General features: G+C 56.9%; 19 protein-coding genes and 1 tRNA gene. 11 read left to right on the forward strand and 9 right to left on the reverse strand.

Going from position 1 to position 18881, the window contains the following annotated elements; genetic code table 11:
* Window positions 1-463 precede the first annotated feature (463 nt).
* The 4 genes from AC2FD9_RS14510 to AC2FD9_RS14525 all read left to right on the forward strand — a co-directional run bounded on the left by AC2FD9_RS14510 (window position 464) and on the right by AC2FD9_RS14525 (window position 4381).
* On the forward strand, window positions 464-1219 hold the full coding sequence (locus tag AC2FD9_RS14510; RefSeq protein WP_496837447.1) for a 5-oxoprolinase subunit B family protein: 756 nt from the start codon (window positions 464-466) through the stop codon (window positions 1217-1219).
* Window positions 1216-2214 carry a 5-oxoprolinase subunit C family protein gene (locus tag AC2FD9_RS14515; RefSeq protein WP_496837445.1) on the forward strand — a complete coding sequence of 333 codons (999 nt, stop codon included), beginning with the start codon at window positions 1216-1218 and terminating at the stop codon, window positions 2212-2214. Before AC2FD9_RS14510 ends, AC2FD9_RS14515 begins: the two co-directional genes overlap by 4 nt.
* Before the next feature lie 12 nt (window positions 2215-2226).
* A complete protein-coding gene (locus AC2FD9_RS14520; RefSeq protein WP_282120239.1) occupies window positions 2227-2988 on the forward strand; it encodes a LamB/YcsF family protein in 762 nt (253 codons plus the stop codon).
* A gap of 145 nt (window positions 2989-3133) precedes the next feature.
* On the forward strand, window positions 3134-4381 hold the full coding sequence (locus tag AC2FD9_RS14525; protein ID WP_058271958.1) for a hypothetical protein: 1248 nt from the start codon (window positions 3134-3136) through the stop codon (window positions 4379-4381).
* A gap of 59 nt (window positions 4382-4440) precedes the next feature.
* On the opposite strand, the gene AC2FD9_RS14530 is transcribed toward AC2FD9_RS14525, so the two are convergent.
* Window positions 4441-5826: a D-alanyl-D-alanine carboxypeptidase family protein gene (locus AC2FD9_RS14530; protein WP_496837516.1), complete on the reverse strand. Its 1386-nt coding sequence runs from the start codon at window positions 5824-5826 to the stop codon at window positions 4441-4443.
* A 281-nt stretch (window positions 5827-6107) separates the two neighbouring features.
* The gene (locus AC2FD9_RS14535) at window positions 6108-6809 is read right to left on the reverse strand and encodes an HAD family hydrolase (protein WP_496837812.1); all 702 of its coding nucleotides are present in this window, start codon (window positions 6807-6809) and stop codon (window positions 6108-6110) included.
* Window positions 6810-6900: 91 nt separating this feature from the next.
* Here AC2FD9_RS14535 and clpS point away from each other — a divergent pair, with 91 nt between their 5' ends.
* The 4 genes from clpS to hemF are packed head-to-tail and all read left to right on the forward strand — an operon-like array spanning window position 6901 to window position 9968.
* Window positions 6901-7242, forward strand: coding sequence for an ATP-dependent Clp protease adapter ClpS (clpS, locus tag AC2FD9_RS14540; RefSeq protein WP_058271961.1), 342 nt, complete (start codon window positions 6901-6903; stop codon window positions 7240-7242).
* A gap of 32 nt (window positions 7243-7274) precedes the next feature.
* Complete coding sequence (locus AC2FD9_RS14545; RefSeq protein WP_496837517.1) at window positions 7275-8240, forward strand: class I SAM-dependent methyltransferase; 966 nt, start codon at window positions 7275-7277, stop codon at window positions 8238-8240.
* Between the two features lie 37 nt (window positions 8241-8277).
* Entirely contained in the window at window positions 8278-9078 is an 801-nt protein-coding gene (locus tag AC2FD9_RS14550; protein ID WP_058271963.1) for an SDR family NAD(P)-dependent oxidoreductase, read from the forward strand.
* Window positions 9079-9083: 5 nt separating this feature from the next.
* Window positions 9084-9968: an oxygen-dependent coproporphyrinogen oxidase gene (gene hemF / locus AC2FD9_RS14555; protein WP_496698969.1), complete on the forward strand. Its 885-nt coding sequence runs from the start codon at window positions 9084-9086 to the stop codon at window positions 9966-9968.
* 4 nt (window positions 9969-9972) lie between these two features.
* On the opposite strand, the gene AC2FD9_RS14560 is transcribed toward hemF, so the two are convergent.
* Window positions 9973-10422 carry a hypothetical protein gene (locus tag AC2FD9_RS14560; RefSeq protein ID WP_234416761.1) on the reverse strand — a complete coding sequence of 150 codons (450 nt, stop codon included), beginning with the start codon at window positions 10420-10422 and terminating at the stop codon, window positions 9973-9975.
* Window positions 10423-10563: 141 nt separating this feature from the next.
* On the opposite strand from AC2FD9_RS14560, the gene AC2FD9_RS14565 reads away from it, so the two are divergent.
* Together AC2FD9_RS14565 and AC2FD9_RS14570 are read left to right on the forward strand one after the other, a co-directional pair.
* Complete coding sequence (locus AC2FD9_RS14565) at window positions 10564-11076, forward strand: toxin-activating lysine-acyltransferase (protein WP_496837518.1); 513 nt, start codon at window positions 10564-10566, stop codon at window positions 11074-11076.
* Between the two features lies 1 nt (window position 11077).
* Complete coding sequence (locus AC2FD9_RS14570) at window positions 11078-11983, forward strand: Hint domain-containing protein (RefSeq protein WP_496837519.1); 906 nt, start codon at window positions 11078-11080, stop codon at window positions 11981-11983.
* On the opposite strand, the gene modC is transcribed toward AC2FD9_RS14570, so the two are convergent.
* The 3 genes from modC to modA are packed head-to-tail and all read right to left on the reverse strand — an operon-like array spanning window position 11980 to window position 14544.
* Window positions 11980-13077 (reverse strand): molybdenum ABC transporter ATP-binding protein, encoded by a 1098-nt coding sequence (gene modC / locus AC2FD9_RS14575; RefSeq protein WP_496837521.1) that lies wholly within the window; start codon window positions 13075-13077, stop codon window positions 11980-11982. The two genes, AC2FD9_RS14570 and modC, sit on opposite strands and share 4 nt — an antisense overlap.
* A complete protein-coding gene (modB, locus tag AC2FD9_RS14580) occupies window positions 13074-13766 on the reverse strand; it encodes a molybdate ABC transporter permease subunit (protein ID WP_496837523.1) in 693 nt (230 codons plus the stop codon). Before modB ends, modC begins: the two co-directional genes overlap by 4 nt.
* A gap of 4 nt (window positions 13767-13770) precedes the next feature.
* Entirely contained in the window at window positions 13771-14544 is a 774-nt protein-coding gene (modA, locus tag AC2FD9_RS14585; RefSeq protein ID WP_496837813.1) for a molybdate ABC transporter substrate-binding protein, read from the reverse strand.
* Window positions 14545-14806: 262 nt separating this feature from the next.
* On the opposite strand from modA, the gene AC2FD9_RS14590 reads away from it, so the two are divergent.
* A tRNA-Val gene (locus AC2FD9_RS14590) sits at window positions 14807-14882 on the forward strand.
* A 134-nt stretch (window positions 14883-15016) separates the two neighbouring features.
* Here the strand turns inward: AC2FD9_RS14590 and AC2FD9_RS14595 are convergent.
* The 3 genes from AC2FD9_RS14595 to AC2FD9_RS14605 form a co-directional block, all read right to left on the reverse strand.
* The gene (locus AC2FD9_RS14595) at window positions 15017-16867 is read right to left on the reverse strand and encodes an amidohydrolase family protein (protein ID WP_496837525.1); all 1851 of its coding nucleotides are present in this window, start codon (window positions 16865-16867) and stop codon (window positions 15017-15019) included.
* 69 nt (window positions 16868-16936) lie between these two features.
* The gene (locus AC2FD9_RS14600; RefSeq protein WP_496837526.1) at window positions 16937-18115 is read right to left on the reverse strand and encodes a carbohydrate porin; all 1179 of its coding nucleotides are present in this window, start codon (window positions 18113-18115) and stop codon (window positions 16937-16939) included.
* Window positions 18112-18876, reverse strand: coding sequence for a DUF3299 domain-containing protein (locus AC2FD9_RS14605; protein WP_496837528.1), 765 nt, complete (start codon window positions 18874-18876; stop codon window positions 18112-18114). The genes AC2FD9_RS14600 and AC2FD9_RS14605 overlap by 4 nt, the downstream gene beginning before the upstream one ends.
* Window positions 18877-18881 lie beyond the last annotated feature (5 nt).

Below are 18881 nucleotides of genomic sequence, written 5' to 3' on the forward strand. Positions count from 1 at the left end.
CGTCTCCACCGTCTCTCCGATGCGTCCGGCCGTCTCTCCGACCCGTCAGCGCCGCCTCAGCAGCGCCGGTGAAGGGGGTTCTAAGTATAACCGCATAAGTCCGCAAGCAGAAAATGACCTCCTGGGCGAATTTTTTCCATTTTTCTACTTATTTGTTTTTTATCAATATCTTAAGTTGTATCATACACCTCTTCGAACGGCGATCTCATCAGTTGAAATACAAGTCGGACCTACACCTGCCTGCGCCTCCAGTAATCGTACCCCTATATATAGACAGGGCGCCCCATCACACCACAAGACTCAATCGAGTCGGAAGCGATTCAATGAGTCGGAACCGGCCTAAAAAACGGTGCTAGTACTCAATTCAGGTATGGAATCCGCGCGTGTCTACCTACGCCGGGCTTGCGCATTGGCCCGGGATGATGTGTGGTCGCCTCTGTAAGATGCCCGGGTTAGCCGTGAAATGACCACCGATACAGCCGACATGTTTCCACGCATAAATACCGTAGGCTATGACGGCCTTCTTGTTTCCTTTGCCGATGCCATGGCCGAACCCTCGAACCGGGCGGCGCTGGCCTTTAGGGGCGCAATCGACGCGGCATCCTGGGACGGTGTTGTCGAAACCTCTGCATCCCTTGCATCGGCCTATCTGAGGTTCGATCCCGACAAACTGCCTCGCACTGAAATCCAGCGTAAAGTGCGACACCTACTTGCACAGCAAAATTGGTTTGAGGCACCACTGCCTGCCGGTCGCAGATTGTGGCGGGTCCCCACAGTCTATGGCGGCAAGCTTGCTCCGCAACTGGACGAGGCAGCGGCGGCGGCGGGGTTGGATTCCATGGAAGCCGTTCGGCGGCTGAGCGACACAAAGGTACGCGTATTAACCATCGGCTTTGCACCAGGGCAGCCGTATCTTGGTCCGCTTAGTCCTGAGTTCAATATTCCACGTCTGAAGGAACTGACTCCTATGGTCCCAGAGGGGGCCTTGGTAATGGCAATTTCCCAATTCGTACTGTTCTCGGGCCCCACTCCGACCGGTTGGCGGCACGTGGGCCAAACCGCATTTCGCTGCTTTCGCCCTGACGCACCGCAGAGCTTTGCGTTGAAGCCAGGGGATGAAATGCAGTTCCTGTCCGTTTCGCGCGACGAACTGGAAACCATCCGCGCCAACAACTCGGACGGCTCAGGCGGTGCCACCTGCGAGGAGATCGTGGGATGAGTCTGATTGTTCATCGCATTGGCCCGGCCTGCACCATACAAGACCACGGTCGTGTAGGGTATCTGGATCAGGGGCTGTCCCGATCCGGCGCCGCCGACCAACTGGCCCTGCACGAGGGCGCAGCGTTGCTGCGTCAAAGCCCGGGACTTGCCGCTTTGGAAATGGCTGGAATGGGTGGCGAATTCGAGGCAACGCAATCTCTCGGCATCGCTCTGACAGGTGCTCCGATGCAGGCCAGCATTGATGGCGCACCTGTGGTCTGGAATGCGTCGCACCAGATGGAAGCCGGGCAGCGGCTGGTGATTGGTGCTGCGACGCGCGGGACCTATGGCTACCTGCATGTCAGCGGTGGGATCGCGTCCGAAGCTTTTCTGGGATCACGCTCAGCGCATTTGACCGCCAAGATCGGAAGTACCATTCAGACCGGAGATACATTGCCAGTCGCCGACGGATCAGGCGTGACGGGCATGAAACTCTACCCGGATGATCGCTTCTCGGGTGGCGTTCTACGCGTGATCGCCAGCTTTCAGACCCTCCTGTTTGATCAGGGAACGTTGGACCGCTTTGTGCAAACCGAGTTTCGGCGTGGCAGTCGGGCCAACCGAATGGGGATGCAGTTGGATAGCGAGGGCGAAGGTTTCGCGGCCCAGGGTCAGCTGAACATTCTGTCCGAGGTCATTACCCCCGGTGACATACAGATGACCGGAACAGGCAGCCCCTTTATCCTGTTGCCTGAATGTCAGACCACCGGAGGTTATCCCCGTATCGCGACGGTTCTGCCCTGTGACCTTCCGCGCGCGGCACAAACCCCGGCGGGCGGGCAGATCAAGTTCGAATTCGTGTCACTGGACGAGGCCACAGCCCTGCAAACCGCCCACAAAGCCGAACTTGCCCGGCTACCTATGCGGGTCGAACCGCTGGTCCGCGATCCGCATGACATCCCGGACCTCTTGTCCTACCAATTGATCGGCGGAATGATCTCTGCCACCGACTAAGGAGTATCACCCATGCCAAGCGTCGATCTGAATGCCGATATGGGCGAAAGCTATGGCCCATGGAATATGGGCGATGATGAAAGTCTTCTGAAAATCATCACATCCGCCAATATCGCCTGCGGTTTTCACGCCGGTGACCCGGATGTGATGGCCAAGACGATGACCTTGGCCGCCGAAAGCGGCGTTGGGATCGGCGCGCATCCCGGCTTCCCCGATCTCCAAGGATTTGGCCGACGCAACATGAAAGTGCCCCATGCCAGCCTGCGCAATTTGGTTCGGTATCAACTGGGGGCGGCAATCGGAATGGCCAAGGCCGTTGGCACCGAAGTGCGGCACCTGAAACTGCACGGGGCGCTGGCCAACATGTGCTCGGTCGATATCGACATGGCCCGAGCCTGTTATCAGGGCGCGCTGGATGTCGATCCGGACATCATCATCATGGTTTTGGCCGTTACCAAACAAGAAGAAGCCGTGCGCAAACTGGGGTGCAAGTGGGTCGGCGAGATCTTTGCGGACCGGGCCTATAACGACGACGGAACTCTTGTCGACCGCGGCCTGCCCGGCGCGGTTATTCATGACCCCGAAATTGCCGGACCGCGCATCCTGAACATGGTGCGCGAAGGTGCCATCATCACCGAAAGCGGCCAGCGGCTTGAGACATCCATCGACACGATCTGCCTGCATGGCGACGGTCCAACCGCGGTACAAATCGCCCGTTCGGTTCGCACATCCCTGATCGACGGCGGGGTCGATGTGACTAAATTCATGCGGTAGAAAGAAGGGCGTAATCCTGACGATCTATCCTCTGACTGTTGCCTGTATGGAATACAGACCCTAGCATGCCCGACAAGTGCATGTTCTGAATACCACAATTCCAAGCAACGCGATGCCAAACCGGTATAGGCAAGGAGGTTGGCCAATGTCTTTTGATCTGATGAATTACGAACCGCGCGGCGACAAAAAGAACTCTGAGTTCTTTCACCAATACCTACCGATGATCTACGAACGCCGCCAAAGCTCGGGCGTGGCGGATCAGGTCGGGGCGATGCAGGCGATCGTCATTCAGGTTGAACCGGACGCGATGTTCGACACGCTGATCGAGCTTTATGTCATGACACCTTACCGACATACGGCCAGCTATCTGGGTCAGACGCACAAATTTGCGGTCATGCACTCACACACCGATTATCCCGCGATTATCGTCATGGCGCCACTAAGCCCGACCTTCGAAGACTATATCCCGCGCATCAACCGTATGTACCCGCTGGCCCGCAACACCCCCCAGACCCGCTATGTCGGAGAGATTTATGGCGCCACGGACCTCAAGACCCTGACCAAAACACTTGAAGATCAGAACATCAGGTTTGAGTACAAGGGAGACACCGAAAACCCGTTCTACACTTCGGACGGGTTCAGATTTACGTCGCCGTCCGATTTCACCTGTAACAGGGTTGGATACTCATCCCTGGATTTCAACGACACCGACAGCCTCGGTTTGGGTGACCGGATATTGCTGAGCAATGACGAACAGGCGCGACTGGATCAGGCGGCGGCGTTCGGGGCAGACAGCAAAATCGCGCCTTTGATGCTGGGGGTCGACCACCTTGCAACACGCATTCTGGCCGGCGAGCGTGAGGACGCGATCCTCGAGTTTCTGACCATGGTGCCCTATTACTTTTGGGGCGCGTACAACATCTTTGAGATGAACTCGTCTACCAATGTGAACCGAAACGCGAATGTGGATGATGACAAGAAATCCCCCGCCAAGGTCTTCACCGCGAACAACACGCCCTCCTTCGTCAATTCCTTTGAACAGCTGCCGATGCCAACCGAGGATTTCGTGCGGAACTTTGGCCGTCGCCTGCACCACATGGCAATCGAGATCCAGGACGGCGACCACGGCGCGGGTGAAAAGAACGTCGATTTTGTGGTCAACACACTCAAGGATGAGGGGGTGCCGTTCCTGGCCCATGTGGTGGGCGAGTGTAAGGATGATCCGAACCTCAAACAGATCTTCTCGAAGCATTCGAAGTACACGCTGTTGATCACCGAGTATATCGAACGTTGCCACCACTATGACGGGTTCTTTACCAAGGATAACGTTGCCGCCCTGACCGCTGCGGCGGGTCAGGATGAACAATACGAACATGGCCACGTTTTCGACTGACAAAAAAAGGCTGCGAGTTTCCTCGCAGCCCAGATCCATTCAGGAGAGTATGTCGAGCCTTATGACGGCCCGATCATGAAACAAGTCACATTCCGGGCCTGCAACCGGCGGCAGGCCAGATCGGCCTGTTCGCGGGTCATGCCCTGGAATGTCGCGTCGAAGCCGCGCGCGCTTTGGTTCACCTTGCGTAGCGTGCCTTCCAGAGTGGTCATTTCCGACAGGGCCGTTTTCAGCAAAATCTTTTCCGCCTCATATCGGGTGGTATAGCGGCCAACGTTCACGCCCCATAGCCGTCCGCCCGATGTTGACAGTCGGGTCACAATCTCTTGCTCGGGTTCGGGCTGCACTGCCGGATCGGTCGAGGCCAGAACCAGGTCGGCCGGGCGCGCAGCGGGGCGGGTTGCGTCGCTATCACCAGACGGTTGGATGTCGGCAGCTGCAATCGCCGCAGCGATTCCGTCCTTGATACGCGTACCGTTTTTGGCAGCCGTCTCAGCCACAGTGCCAGCAACCTGAACTGCGGCACCCGGTCCAGGGCGCAGAACGGGGCGCAGACTGGATTTTGGCGCAATGGTCAGGGCCGCGACGGTTGCGCCCAATCCCGCGTTCCCGGCATAGGTGGGGCGGGCCGGCTTGCGGATCGGGGCACGCGAAGGGGCACGGCGGAATCCCATGTCCAACAACTCAGCGACTTTTGCATTCCGCGATGCGCCGGATTTGCCGCCAAAGACAGTCGCGATGATGCGTTCGTCTTTGCGCTTGGCCGATGCAACTAGGTTAAAGCCCGCAGCACGCGTGTATCCGGTCTTGATACCGTCCGCACCTTTATAGGCCGCCAATAGGCGACGGTTCGTGTTCGGAACCGTCTTGATCCCGGCATGCGTGGATTGGCGCGAGAACAGGTTGTAATACTGCGGATAGTCATAAAGCAGATGGCGACCCAACGTGGTCATATCCCGCGCGGTCGACAAGTGACCCGATTCCGTCAGCCCATGTGCGTTCTTGAACGTTGTGCGGCTCATACCCATGGCCTTGGCCGTGCGCGTCATACGACGGGCGAATGCGGCTTCGGATCCACTGATCGCGATGCCAATCGCCGTGGCCGCATCATTGGCGGACTTCACGGCAGCTGCCCTGATCAGATATCGGAACGCAATGGTTTGCCCGGTGCGAAGGCCCAGCTTCGAGGGGGGTTCAGAAGAGGCCTTTTTTGTAATCCGAACGGGCGTGTCCAAGGTGATCTCACCATTCCGCACCGCTTCGAATGCAATATAGAGTGTCATCATCTTGGTCAGAGAGGCCGGATGCAGTCGGGTGTCAGCATTGCGCGAATGCAGAACCTCCCCTGTCCGGGCGTCGATGACCATCGCCGCATATGGTGCCGCAAATCCCTGCAACGGCGCGAAGGAGAGCAGCCACAAGAATGCTATAAGAAATAAGCCCATCCGGGCCGGAACTGTCCGCCGAACCTGCACGATCTTTGCCTCTGTCTACCTCAGGCCGCCGGGTTTTCCCGGTCAGCGTTAATTATTTTTTATTGCCTACAAGGCTAACACAGAGACCCAATGAAATAAACCGAAAGCGTGCAAATTCGCTGTTTTGTTAAGCGTCCAAACCGACACTACATGTAGACGCGCGCAGCCCGCAACCTACCACATCCACGCAAATTGAACCCCTTAACGTAATTCCCACCTCGTTTTTTGGAAACTGAGACCAATTGGCAACATCAATTTAGGCGCTGAACCAGATCAGCAAGTTCGCCCAAATCCCGCATCTCGCGATAGCGCGGATTGTCCGCAGGGGTTTCTGCCTTCTCAATCTCCCAGACCAACCCATGGGGCACATAGACGCCCCAACATCCGGCCTGAATTGGGGCGACGACATCGGACCGCATCGAATTGCCTACCATCATTGCAGATTCGGGTCCGTCACCATGCCGCGCAAAGATATCGCGGTAGGTTTGCGCTGACTTTTCGGACACGATTTCGACCTCGTCAAACAATTCTCCCAGACCGGATTGCGCCAGCTTTCTCTCTTGATCGATCAGGTCGCCCTTGGTGATTAGAATCACCTTATGCGTATCAGTCACCGCTTCGATGGCCTCTCGCGCGTGGGGCAAAAGCTCGATCGGGTGGGCTAGCATGTCCTGCCCCGCTTCGACCAACTGGCGGATAACCGAGGCTGGAACACGGTCGTCGGTCACTTCGATTGCGGTTTCGATCATCGACAGGGTGAAGCCTTTGATTCCGTAGCCGTAGTGCCGGATATTACGTTTTTCCGCAGCAAGCAGCCGATCCAACAGGTGATCGCGATCAGCGTGATCGGCCAGCAATTCCGTGAAATGGGTCTGCGTCAGTTTAAAAAACCGCTCGTTGTGCCAAAGCGTGTCGTCGGCGTCGAACCCAATTGTGGTCAGCGCTTTTTCCATTTCGATTACGTCCTGCTGGCTCTTTTCTCTGGCCCCATGCACGTTATATAACCGATCAGACAAACCGAAGCCTGAATCGGACAAAGGCGCAATGACTGAACACAAATGGATGATGTCTGACCAACCGGACAACGACGATGATCCGTCGCTGTTGGTGCAGACGCGCCCTAAGACCAAGCGCCCGCCGTTGTACAAAGTACTGCTGCTGAACGACGACTACACGCCGATGGAATTCGTGGTGCATGTGCTGGAGCGTTTCTTTGGCATGACCCATGCCGAGGCGTTTGAAATCATGTTGATCGTCCACAAGAAAGGCGTCGCCGTGGTTGGCGTGTTCAGCCATGAGATCGCCGAAACCAAAGTGGGCCAGGTCATGGACTTTGCCCGCAGGCACCAGCACCCCCTGCAATGCACAATGGAACGGGAAGAGTAAGGCCACCTTAGCCTTCTCTCTCATATTTGCCGATGTCCCCTCGTCTTGATCTTGCCCTGCAAAGCGGCCTTGAGCTGTCGCAACCACTCAGCGTGCTTGGACCATCATCCGACAGCGATCTGTCGGCCCTGCCGCGTGAAACGCAGGTGGTGCAGCCATTCAAACCGTTTCACGACCACTTTGCCGGACAGGGCTTTGCCGCTGTGCCGGAAGCCCAAGACCCTTGTCAGGATGCCATCGTGATCCTGCCCCGCGCCAAGGCGCTGGCGCGCAGCATGGTGCATCAGGCCTGTCAGCGGGCCAGCGGACTGATTGTCATAGACGGTGCCAAAACCGACGGCGTCGATAGCCTGCTGAAAGACATCCGCAAACGCGTTGAAGTCGAAGGGCCCATCGCCAAGGCGCATGGCAAGATCTTCTGGTTCCAATCCGCACCCGAGGCTTTTGCCGACTGGGCCGCCCCGAACAATCAGACAGTCGATGGCTTTCAGACCGCGCCCGGTGTGTTCTCGGCTGATGGGATTGACCCTGCCTCGGCCCTGCTGCTGGGCGCATTACCCGAAAAGCTGGGTGCAAGGATCGCTGATTTGGGCGCTGGCTGGGGGTATCTCGCAGCCGGTGTGCTAAAGGCCGCCAATCCGCGCGCGTTACATCTTGTCGAGGCTGACCAGATCGCCCTTACCTGCGCACGCGTCAATTTGGCCAAGACCTGCGCGCAGTTCCACTGGGCCGACGCCGTCGCGTGGAACGCGCCAGAACCGTTGGACACGGTGATCATGAACCCTCCGTTCCACAAATCGCGCGCCGCCGACCCTGAGCTGGGTCAGGGCTTTATCAAATCCGCAGCTCGAAACCTGACCCGGAGCGGCAATCTGTGGATGGTCGCAAATCGCCACCTGCCCTACGAGGTCACGCTGGCCGAGAATTTCGTACAGGTTCAGGAGGTGTCCGGCGACAATCGGTTCAAGGTGTTTCACGCCTCTCGCCCTCGACGGTGATCCCGGTTAACCTCTGCCGCAAATCAGGAGACAACGCATGTCCTTTTCCATAGCCGGCAAGACCGCCATTGTCACAGGCAGCGCCAATGGTGTCGGACTGGCCATCGGGCGCCACTTTGCGGATGCCGGGGCCAATGTCATGTTTGCCGACATGGACGAAAAACGGCTGTCCGACGAGCTTGGCGAACAGGCCGATGACAGCAACATCCGGTTTTTTGCTGGCGACCTGCGGGAAAAGCTGACCATCGCGAACCTGCTGTCTGCCACGCTTGATGCGTTTGATCAGGTGGACATCCTGATCAATGGCGCGCGCCAGGTGATCCCGTCCGATCCACTGGACGCGGACGACGATTCCGTGCGCATGCTGCTCAATCAGAACCTGATGCCCTCGCTGCGCCTAAGCCAGGCGGTCGCCAAACGCATGATAAAACAAGCAGGTGACACTGACGAAGGCCCCGCCGGGTCGATCATCAACCTGTCTTCAATCGCGGCGCGGCGCACGCACCCTGATCTGATGGCCTATTCCGTATCCACCGCCGCACTGGATCAGATGACACGTTCGCTGGCCGTTGCACTGGCCCCGAAACGAATCCGCGTCAATTCCATCGCGCTGGGATCGGTCATGAGCGCCTCGCTGCAGTCCACGCTCAAGGAAAACCGGGACTTTCGCAACGATATCGAGAGACATACGCCCTTGGCCCGGATCGCAGCCCCGAACGAACTGACCGAAACGGCACAGTTCCTGGCCTCGGATGCAGCCGGCTTTATCACCGGACAAATTCTGACAATTGATGGCGGCCGCACCTTGCTGGACCCCGTCGCAGCTCCGGCTCATTAATCCCTATGTTCGATACCGAAAAATCAACCGCCGCCGCGTGGTTCCGCCAATTGCGCGATGAGATTGTCGCCGCGTTTGAGGCACTTGAAGACACCCACAACTCTGGCCCTTTTGCAGACGCAGCACCTGGCCGGTTCGAGGTCAAGGAAACCAAACGCCAATCCGAGGACGGCAGCGATGCGGGCGGCGGGTTGATGTCCGTGATGCGTGGCGGGCGGGTCTTTGAAAAGGTCGGCGTCAATGTCTCGACCGTATACGGCACTTTGGGTGCGCGAGCGCAACAGGCCATGGCGGCGCGTAAGGGGATTCCGGGGATGGCCGAAGATCCGCGTTTCTGGGCGTCGGGAATTTCTCTGGTCGCGCATATGCAAAACCCGCATGTACCGGCCGTTCATATGAACACCCGCATGTTCTGGACCCCGCACGCATGGTGGTTCGGCGGCGGTTCGGACCTGAATCCCTGCATCGAATATGATGAGGACACAGCGCATTTTCATGCCACCCAAAAGGCGCATCTGGATCCACATGGTCCCGGCCATTACCCTCGCCTGAAAGACTGGGCTGATGAGTATTTCTATATCCCTCACCGCAAGCGCGCCCGAGGCGTAGGCGGGATATTCATGGATGACTATTGTACCGGAGACTGGGCCGCAGATTTCGCGCTGACCCAGGATATCGGTCGCGCGTTCCTGCCTGCTTTCCTGCCATTGGTGGAAAAGCGCCGAGTCCAGGGTTTTGACGAAGCGGCCAAAGACACGCAACTGGTGCATCGGGGCCTTTATGCCGAATACAACCTCGTCTACGACCGGGGCACAAAATTCGGGCTGGAAACCGGCCATGACCCGGATGCGGTGTTGATGAGCCTTCCGCCAATGGCAAAATGGGCCTGATAGATTAGCGGAACCCAAAATCCAGGAAGTTGTCAAAGCAATAGCCCTGCGCGGACCCCGCCGACATGTTCTCACCCACACGTTTTACGGTAATCGAATATCCCGGCGTGGTATCGACACCATCGGGTGGGGTGAGTGAAAACTGCACCGTGCGCACGCCTTTTTCGTAGGCCCGAACTATATAGATACGCTGGGTTGCTTTTGTTCTCAGGCTGCGAATAGCAAAGTCGCCTATCCCGCACCAATACGCGACCGGGGCCGAAGACCCACTGACGGCGACCTCGTAAACACCGTTGTTCATAGGAGTGACTGTGGTTTTAAAACCCGGGTAAGCGCCGATTCCGATCCCAATTCCCTGTGCAAATAAAGGCGACACCGCAAATGTTGCCAGGGCCGCTATTTTCAAAACTCGCATAATGGCAATTCCTGTTTCGAAACACTTATTCAAGATCATACCGGACACGTGGTCCGAGTAAAGCGGCACCATTTTCGGGAATTCGGCCGACAGGACCCCGACACAGCACATACAGGCAAATCAGTATCATTTTTGATTATAAGCAATTAGGATCAAGGCATATATTGGCTGGGGTTTGTTTTGAGCAAAGCGTTTCCAAATGACTGGTTTGATATCCCGTCCGAAAAATACGCGGATTTCGGCGCCATGTTCTATCTTGCATCGCTGACCAATACACACAGGCCGCGCACCCTCGGGCAGGTGCTCTATGCCTTTGAAACGCCTTTTCGGCTGAACCAGTACCACATTTTCCGGCAGAACGGTTTCCCACGCGGGTTTGTGACCTTCGCCGGCCTCAGCCCCGAAGCCGAGCGTCGGTACGCCATTCAGGAAAAACCGCTGAAAGATACGGACTTTGCCAGCGGCACGTCCTTCTGGATCGTCGACCTTGTGGCCCCGTTTGGACAGACCAACCAGATCGTCGAAACACTGAAAAAAGAAATCCCCCACCCTCGGGTTCGAACCAATCGGATGGACAGCGACCTGACCCGAAATCGCATCGTGGAGTGGACCCGCGACGACGCGGGGGGCTTACACATGAAGCTTTACCGGAAGAAAGAATTTCGTGAGGTCCTGAAAATGGAGGGGTCTTGAAATGGTATCGATCGTAGGGACAACAACTGGCTTTGTAACCGGAGACCCTCCAAATGTGGCAACCGGAGATTTGGGTCTGGACGGTTTTCCGCTGTCGCAAAACTGGACCATATCTCAACAACCGTTGCTGGGTGTCGCATCCATTGATCCCAATACCGGCGAGTGGACCTATACGGTCAACCAAAGCGATTTTGACGATATCCCGTTTGGAGATATCGTCACCGATACCTTCACCGTGCAAGTCACCGGGCTTGAAATTGACAGTTCCCTCAATATCGCTCCCTACAACCTGACCCAGGTTATCACCATCACTCTTGAAGGCGTGTGCTTTACTGCGGGCACGTTGATCCAGGCCGAAAGTGGCAGTCGAATGATAGAAACCCTGAACGTTGGCGACAAGGTGATGACCGTAGATCGCGGGCTGCAACCGATCCGGTGGGTGGAAAGCAGCGCCTTATCGCCGGACCGATTACGTGACAATCCGGCCATGCGCCCGGTTCGGATCAAAGCTGGCAGCCTTGGCGCAGGACGGCCCGAACGCGATCTGCTGGTATCACAGCAACACCGCATTCTGGTCAGCGGCCCAAAGGTCGAGCTTTTGTTCGGCGCGCCCGACGCGCTGGTTGCGGCCAAGCACCTTTGTTCCTGGCCAGGTATCGCGATTGACACCTCGGATGACCCGGTCGAGTATTTTCACATCCTGCTGGATAGCCACGAAATACTGACAGCCGAGGGCGCACTGGCTGAAAGCCTCTATCTCGGCGAAGAATCCCTGTACACTCTGTCCTCGGACGCATTGCAGGAGCTCGCCGCCATTTTCCCGGACACAGCCATGCCGAATGGGCTAGGATTCGGCCGAGCAGCCCGCCTGATCCTGCGAGAATTCGAAGCCCGCGCGCTGGCTTAGACCCCGCGCAAGTGCCCACCCACGTCTTGCGGTGCCAGTGCGACCGTTTTGATGACCGCAAAACAGGGTTTGCCCGGTTCCAATCCCAACGCTTCGACGGAACGGCGAGTAACCCGGGCCAAAACAGAACCCGCGGGTGTTCTTACGGACACAATAGCACCCGGCCCTTCGCCCGCGCGGATCGTGTCGACCGTACCTTCCAGAACATTTAAAGCCGAAAGACCCTCGGGGCGTTTGCTGGACAGAATAACCTCTTGCGCGGGAATGCGGATTCGCAGTTCTTCCGCAATTTGCAGGGGTATCCGGGGCAGAAACAAAGACGACCCGCCTGCGTCCAACTCGGTCAGCCCGTCCGAATGATGTTTGACGACCCGAACCTGCAACACCGCACCGACAGCCCGCACACCCGCCGGTGCGACCGACGGATCGGCCAGTACATCGGAGGCCGGGCCGTGCCGCACGACCTTGCCCTCTTGCAACGCGACAACCGACGTCGCCAAACGCGCAACTTCCGCGGCCGAGTGTGTGACGTACAAAATCGGTACCGAAACCTCATCCCGCAGCCGTTCAAAATACGGCAATATCTCAGCCTTTCGCGCGTCGTCCAATGCGGCCAGAGGCTCATCCGCAAGGATCAACCGTGGGCTGGCCAGAAGAGCGCGGCCAATGGCAACGCGCTGCTTTTCCCCGCCGGACAACCCTGAAGGCCGCCGGTTCAACAGGTGCCCGATCCCCAGCATTTCGATCACTTTGTTCGGGCTTTCGCGGCGCGCACCCTTGGGCGCGAACCATTTTCCGTAGAACAGGTTCTGGCGCACCGTGAGATGTGGAAAAAGACGACCTTCCTGAAAGATGTAACCCAGCCGTCTTTTGTGCGGTGGCAACCAGAGGCCTTGCGCGGTGTCAAACAGCTCCCACCCGTCTACAGCAACCCGACCGGCCATGGGTTTCACCAAACCGGCGACGGCATTTACGATGGTTGTCTTTCCAGACCCGGACCGCCCAAACAGAACCGTCACACCGGGTGGGGCATCAAAACTCAGATCCAGCTTGAGGTCAGGCAAATCGTGCTGCAAACGAACGGACAGGCTCATGATCCGGCCACCCGCGCTGCAACGCGTCGCCCAATGAACTCGGACAACAACAGCGCGCTCATAGCAACCACGATCGAGATGACCACTAAACGGGTGGCCGCGGCTTCGCCGCCCGGAACTTGCAGGAAGGCATAGACCGCTGACGGCAGGGTTTGCGTCTGACCCGGGATATTCGACACAAAGGTAATCGTTGCCCCGAACTCTCCCATCGCTTTGGCAAAGGCCAGTATTGCACCGGCGATGACGCCGGGCAGGATCATCGGAAGGGTCACCGTGGCAAACACAAACAGGCGTGATGCACCCAGTGTGGCTCCGGCCTGTTCCAGTTTGGGATCCACAGCTTCGATCGACAGGCGTATGGCCCGCACCATCAGCGGAAATGCCATGATACCCGCGGCAAGGACGGCGCCAGTCCAACGAAACGCCACGACAATTCCGATCTCTGCCAGCAACTTGCCCAGCGGCCCGTGAATTCCAAATGTCAGAAGAAGCAGATAGCCGGTCACCACCGGCGGCAGGATCAACGGCAGATGCACCAGCCCATTCAAGACCTGCCGACCCGGAAACCGCCAACGTGCCAGCGCGTAGGCAACGAATATGCCCAACGGCAATGTCACCAGTGTTGCCCAAAACGACACACGTAGCGACAACTTCAGCGCCTCAAGCTCTGCAGGTCCCAACCACCCCATACCGCTATCCGTTCGGCAGGGTGAAACCCTGCTTTTCAAAAACAGCCCGCGCGGCCTGAGATTGCAGGTGATTCAGAAACACCCGCGCGGATTCAGCACCGGCAGCCGTCAGAGCCGCCGGGTAGATGATGGGCGGATGCAGGTCGGGCGAAAATTCGGCGATGACACGAACCCGTCCCTCGACCTGCGCGTCGGATCGGTAGACGATCCCCATTGGGGCAGCACCTGTGGCAACAAGTGCAAGGGCTGCGCGCACGCTATCCGTCTGGGCGATCTGACCCTGAATGCCCTGCCACAGCCCCAGGCTTTCCAACGCCGCCTTTCCGTAGATCCCAGCCGGCACGGCATCAACCAGCGCCATGGCCAGATATCCACCGTCCAGTGCGGAGCCCAAAGCGACCCCGGGCCGCATTTCGCCAATGTCAGCCCCTTCGCTCCCAGCGACCAGAACCAGGCCATTGCCCAGCAAATCTACACGAGTTGTGGGGTCAATTAGGCCCTGATCTTGCAGCACATTCATCCAATCAACGTTGGCGGAGATGAACAGATCTGCCGGGGCACCCAACTGAATCTGGCGCGCCAGAACGGACGAGGCCGCGTAGGATATAGTTATGCCCTGTCCAGTTTCCTGCTCAAATTCAGGTGCAATCTCATCAAGGGCAGTTTTGAGGCTGGCCGCTGCAAACACCAAAATTCCCTCGGCCCCCGCGCGAAGCGGGGCCAGCGTCAAAGCGCCCAGAACCAGGGCCGCTATCAGAACTCGGCGCGCGTGGGACAGGATCGGTTTTCTCCCGCCTGGAAAGTTGCAGTTCCTTTGGGGATATCTGAGGCGGCAGGTGACACGCAAGCGCCTTTGCAATCACCCACGACGTAGAACGCAAAACGATAAGCCCCTCACAATCGAAAAGACCCCGCAACACGAGGCACGGCGAATTTCCTGCCCGATTGAATTGTCAGTGGCCAACAAATCAGATTCTGGGAAAGAAATTCTGCCAGACCCTCTTGCACCCGGGCGCAGGCTTAGCTAAATGCACCGTCACGGGTGATTAGCTCAGTTGGTAGAGCGCTTCGTTTACACCGAAGATGTCGGGAGTTCGAGTCTCTCATCACCCACCATCCTTTCCCCACAATGTGTCAAGCCCTTAAGCGACTAGCACTTATTGTTGTGCCGCCCGTGGAACTGTGTTTGCTGCGCATCGTCTTTGCATTCTGGTAGGTAGTTTGCTCTGTATTTCTCTATTAGCTCGAGTTTATTGCCCCCCAGCTTTAGACAACATAGCCTTCGCATAGTCACGTTTTGCTGTTGCGCTGTCCTCGAAGCGAGCATGCACGACGCAATAGAATAGAGTACTGTCATCTAGACCGTTGCGAGGTGTAAACCAATCAAAGGGTTCGGTCAGCTCTACCGATGCAAACTGGCTAGTTGGAGGCGCAACAGGTGCCAAATTGGCTTCACTATTTGTAATATCATCGAGCAGCGTTGGACGGGCCGTGCCGGTATCCGGTGTGAGAATACCCATGATCTGCTCGCGACCAGCCGGAACGAAACGCCCGCTCTCCTCGACCGGAAACCGGACCGGCTGTCCGGCATAAACATCTCGCTGCACTTCACTGTTCTTAACAACAAGGGATCCGTTAACGAGCACATACGGAATGCCTTCCGACGGAAGACCTTGCTGACCGAGAGTATAGTTCGCCTTTTCGGTCACAGTCTCCGGATCAAAAATCGTGATGTCCGCGACCATGCCTTCTTGCATTCGCCCACGCACCTGCATTGCCCGCAAGCCCGTGTCACCTAATCGCTTCGCATGGATGTAACTTAGCTGAGTGAGTGTGAGCATAAGCGGCACATTCGCTTCGCGCGCCAGTCTCAAGACAAGCGCGTGGCTGCCTGCTGACCGAGGATGCCCCGCATAGTCTTCATAGGGGGCATCCCAACTCATCAGATTGCCCTCGATATCCAGCCCGGCCATACCGTCGCCCGAGATACCATAGCCTGCGATGGTGATCCAATCATTCAGCCATTGCTCCCTTGGCGGGCTAAAAACAATTGCCGTCCGTCCCGGTTCATTCTCAGCGAAGCTCAAAAACTCGTCTTTTGTCACGAAGCGATCGAGCTGGGGGTCAAAGATGGTGTCTTCGTATTTGTACCCCATCGAACCTTCCCAATTTTCAGGGGCGATGATCGAGGCTCCGTAGTTTCCCGATCCGGCGGTCCAAGGATAGTAACTGGACCAGACATTGTAGCCTTGATCGCGGGCCATTTGGAGTTTTTCCTGATTTTCCCACCAGCCATAGTCATTGTCATGGTGTATGTGGAGCGGTGCGCCAAGCACCATCGCGTTGACCAAGATTTCATTTACACCCGTCTGTGTTTCTGTCGGTGTAGAAGCACTGGGATGAAATCGGTGATGGACGGAAGTCAGTCTACCGTAACGCGCCGCAGCCCGCTGCGCTTCGAACATCTCATAGGTGGTAATACCTTCGCGGGCGTAGCCGATGGTCGATCCCACACCGAGTGCTCCAAGACGTAGTCCCTCATCCAACTGGGCAGTGATTTCGTTCATCTGCTCACGGTTGCTTGGAACAGAAGACCACCCCTCGACGCCATCTTCCACGGATTGTGCCCGCAGTGCGAAGAAGTTCCGGAAGTCTATATCCCCACCTTCAAGCACGAGGCCGTCATGAACCCGCATCCGTGCGAATTCTTGCCCAACGACCGTGCCATAGTTTGCCTGTGTTGCGCCTTCGCGCGCACTATACCATTCGTCGATGTTCGCTGCCCCAACCTCAAAATCCATTTGAGTCGTAACGCCATCACGAAGGTTTACCTTGATACCCCAAGGGTCCAGCCCGTGCTGCTCGAGATCGATAAACCCGGGGGCAACAACGTGCCCTGTTGCGTCGATGGACTCGCTACCATTAATTTCTTCGTCAGTAATTGCAGTGATCCAGCCGTTGCTTATTCCCACGTTAGCGATCTGATCGAACCCGGTTTCCGGGTCCATTACCCGACCGTTGAGAATGACAACGTCGTAAGTCTGCGCGAAACACAAAGTCGAACACACAGACAACGTGCATGCCAGAAACAAGGTACGCATGGATTGATCCTCTCTTTTGTCGACAAAACTGAGTGTTTTGTTGTTTTTGGCGTCTGCTTTCGACTCACATTAGAAAACGATCCGGGTTCTTAGGCCGAACAGCGTAATACGGTCCTGAGTGGGGTCCTGCAGCGGGTCAGAAATGAACTGCAGTGACGGCGTGATCTGCAGTCCGGGCGAGATTGAAAAACGGTAGAATGCTTCGAGCGTGAACTGGTCACCGTCTATGCCTCTTGCCTCGGCCCAGTTCAGGCCCAGCCCGGCCAGGTCAGTATTGCGACCGTAATATCCCAGACCTGCAGAGATGGACCGATCGTAAAGCGCCGCTGTTCCTTTTGAGGCCCCTGCCCGAAAGAATGGCATCCATTTATTACCAACAAACCATGCCGCTGAAAATGCAGCCCCATAGTCTTCAGGGCGGCTGCCATCGTCGGCCGCATCCGCATGCCAGAGGGTCAGATGGATATTGTCGAAATAGATGCGGTCAAACCCGGAGGTGTAGCCGAGTTCGAGCGATTTAAAGAGATTGCCGTCGCTAAACACATCAAAGTTTGGATCAGACGGGTCGGCGTTTGCGTCTGAGACGCTCGCAACAGCGTAGAAGTTTTCGCTCAGCTTTACCCCACCGGCAATGCCAAGACCTTGGTTGGGCGTGTTAATTGTCGGATTGGTATTAAAAGACAGGTTTTGGAAACCGCTGTAGGGGCTGACCAACCCATAGATATCCACAAAGTCTGTTACATCAATCTGCCCGACTTGCAGCGTCCACGCGCCGTTCTCGGCCCTTTGGGTCCAGAACAGGTTGGTCAGCAGTAAACCATTATCGTTGAAGGCTGTCCCTGTGATCGAAAGGGCTCCACCATCTAGCCCAAGGAATTGCGGGGCAACATTGGTATAACTGTGCCGGTCTTCGATCTTGAATGTCAGAGACCCCCGTTCAGTCGCCTGCCAACTGCCATAGAACCGCGCTATTCCACTGGAAGCTTCGCCCTCCCCCAGATTCGCGTTCGTGGTTTGGCCCAACGCCAAATAGTCCACGTTGAACCGAAACCCACCCTCAGCCAGTCGGTCTTTCCACTGAAACCAACCCGGAGCGAAATTGCGTGGAAAATCGGAACGGTATTGCGGATCGGTTAGCCCATCTCCGGGCTTTAGATCAGCTTCAACCGAAGATGGCCCGGATAGTCCCTGAGCCGACGCTGCGCCAGCAAAGACAATACTCAGTGCGACAACGAGAAATCTTATCATTCAAACGCCTTTGCCCCGCCGGTCTTGCGATGGCCCGCCGCTCGGATGCGATCAGCAGCACGTTGCTTCCATTCCAGCCCGTCTGCTTCGGTTTCCAGAGTTTCGACACGTTCCGTATCCAGCTGGAATGTCGCATTCATAGGCATGAGGCCGTCCACAACCATCATATTCTGAACAGAAGGATCGATAGTCAGCGTGCCCGTCAGCCGAACGGGTTCGTGGTAATAGCTGGGCGCCCAGTCGCCATTCAGCCGCACACGTATCATCTGGTTGGGCGGAGGTGGCGGCATGTGACTGCACATCCCTCGTTCTGGCACCAAATATGCCACAGACTGACCGTCCGGATCACCCGGAGCAGGAATGGCAAAGCCCGCGAGTGTGATTGTTTGACCGTCGAATTTTGGATTTCCGTTTGTTCCTGCCTTTCTTCGCCGTTCTTTCACAATCTCTCTTTGATCGAGCAACCAATCGACATCAACGTCAACTCCCGCCAAGGCATCCTCGGTTTCGGTCAGAAGCTCCTGCCATTTCAGTCTTTCTTCCGCGCTGCCAGCGTCTTGCTGCAGTCTGCCACGCATCCGCACAACGAAAAGGACGTCGTCGAACTGTTCGGGGCTGAGGTCCCGATAGGGATCTTCATATACCTGCACAGATGGGTCTGGAAGATCGACCCAGTCCAGCGCTGTTCCTGGCGTTGCCATGGCGGAATGACCGTAACAGACCAAACCCGCGAGCAAGATGGAGCGAAACCAAAAGAACATGAATA

The sequence above is a fragment of the Ruegeria sp. YTSC230 genome, assembly GCF_059609665.1.

What these genes read in the sequence shown, in the direction of transcription:
- AC2FD9_RS14510 (WP_496837447.1), top strand. Translation starts at nt 464, where the DNA reads ATGACCACCGATACAGCCGACATGTTTCCACGCATAAATACCGTAGGC.
- AC2FD9_RS14515 (WP_496837445.1), top strand. Translation starts at nt 1,216, where the DNA reads ATGAGTCTGATTGTTCATCGCATTGGCCCGGCCTGCACCATACAAGAC.
- AC2FD9_RS14520 (WP_282120239.1), top strand. Translation starts at nt 2,227, where the DNA reads ATGCCAAGCGTCGATCTGAATGCCGATATGGGCGAAAGCTATGGCCCA.
- AC2FD9_RS14525 (WP_058271958.1), top strand. Translation starts at nt 3,134, where the DNA reads ATGTCTTTTGATCTGATGAATTACGAACCGCGCGGCGACAAAAAGAAC.
- AC2FD9_RS14530 (WP_496837516.1), bottom strand. Translation starts at nt 5,826, where the DNA reads ATGGGCTTATTTCTTATAGCATTCTTGTGGCTGCTCTCCTTCGCGCCG.
- AC2FD9_RS14535 (WP_496837812.1), bottom strand. Translation starts at nt 6,809, where the DNA reads ATGGAAAAAGCGCTGACCACAATTGGGTTCGACGCCGACGACACGCTT.
- clpS (WP_058271961.1), top strand. Translation starts at nt 6,901, where the DNA reads ATGACTGAACACAAATGGATGATGTCTGACCAACCGGACAACGACGAT.
- AC2FD9_RS14545 (WP_496837517.1), top strand. Translation starts at nt 7,275, where the DNA reads ATGTCCCCTCGTCTTGATCTTGCCCTGCAAAGCGGCCTTGAGCTGTCG.
- AC2FD9_RS14550 (WP_058271963.1), top strand. Translation starts at nt 8,278, where the DNA reads ATGTCCTTTTCCATAGCCGGCAAGACCGCCATTGTCACAGGCAGCGCC.
- hemF (WP_496698969.1), top strand. Translation starts at nt 9,084, where the DNA reads ATGTTCGATACCGAAAAATCAACCGCCGCCGCGTGGTTCCGCCAATTG.
- AC2FD9_RS14560 (WP_234416761.1), bottom strand. Translation starts at nt 10,422, where the DNA reads ATGATCTTGAATAAGTGTTTCGAAACAGGAATTGCCATTATGCGAGTT.
- AC2FD9_RS14570 (WP_496837519.1), top strand. Translation starts at nt 11,078, where the DNA reads ATGGTATCGATCGTAGGGACAACAACTGGCTTTGTAACCGGAGACCCT.
- modC (WP_496837521.1), bottom strand. Translation starts at nt 13,077, where the DNA reads ATGAGCCTGTCCGTTCGTTTGCAGCACGATTTGCCTGACCTCAAGCTG.
- modB (WP_496837523.1), bottom strand. Translation starts at nt 13,766, where the DNA reads ATGGGGTGGTTGGGACCTGCAGAGCTTGAGGCGCTGAAGTTGTCGCTA.
- AC2FD9_RS14595 (WP_496837525.1), bottom strand. Translation starts at nt 16,867, where the DNA reads ATGCGTACCTTGTTTCTGGCATGCACGTTGTCTGTGTGTTCGACTTTG.
- AC2FD9_RS14600 (WP_496837526.1), bottom strand. Translation starts at nt 18,115, where the DNA reads ATGATAAGATTTCTCGTTGTCGCACTGAGTATTGTCTTTGCTGGCGCA.
- AC2FD9_RS14605 (WP_496837528.1), bottom strand. Translation starts at nt 18,876, where the DNA reads ATGTTCTTTTGGTTTCGCTCCATCTTGCTCGCGGGTTTGGTCTGTTAC.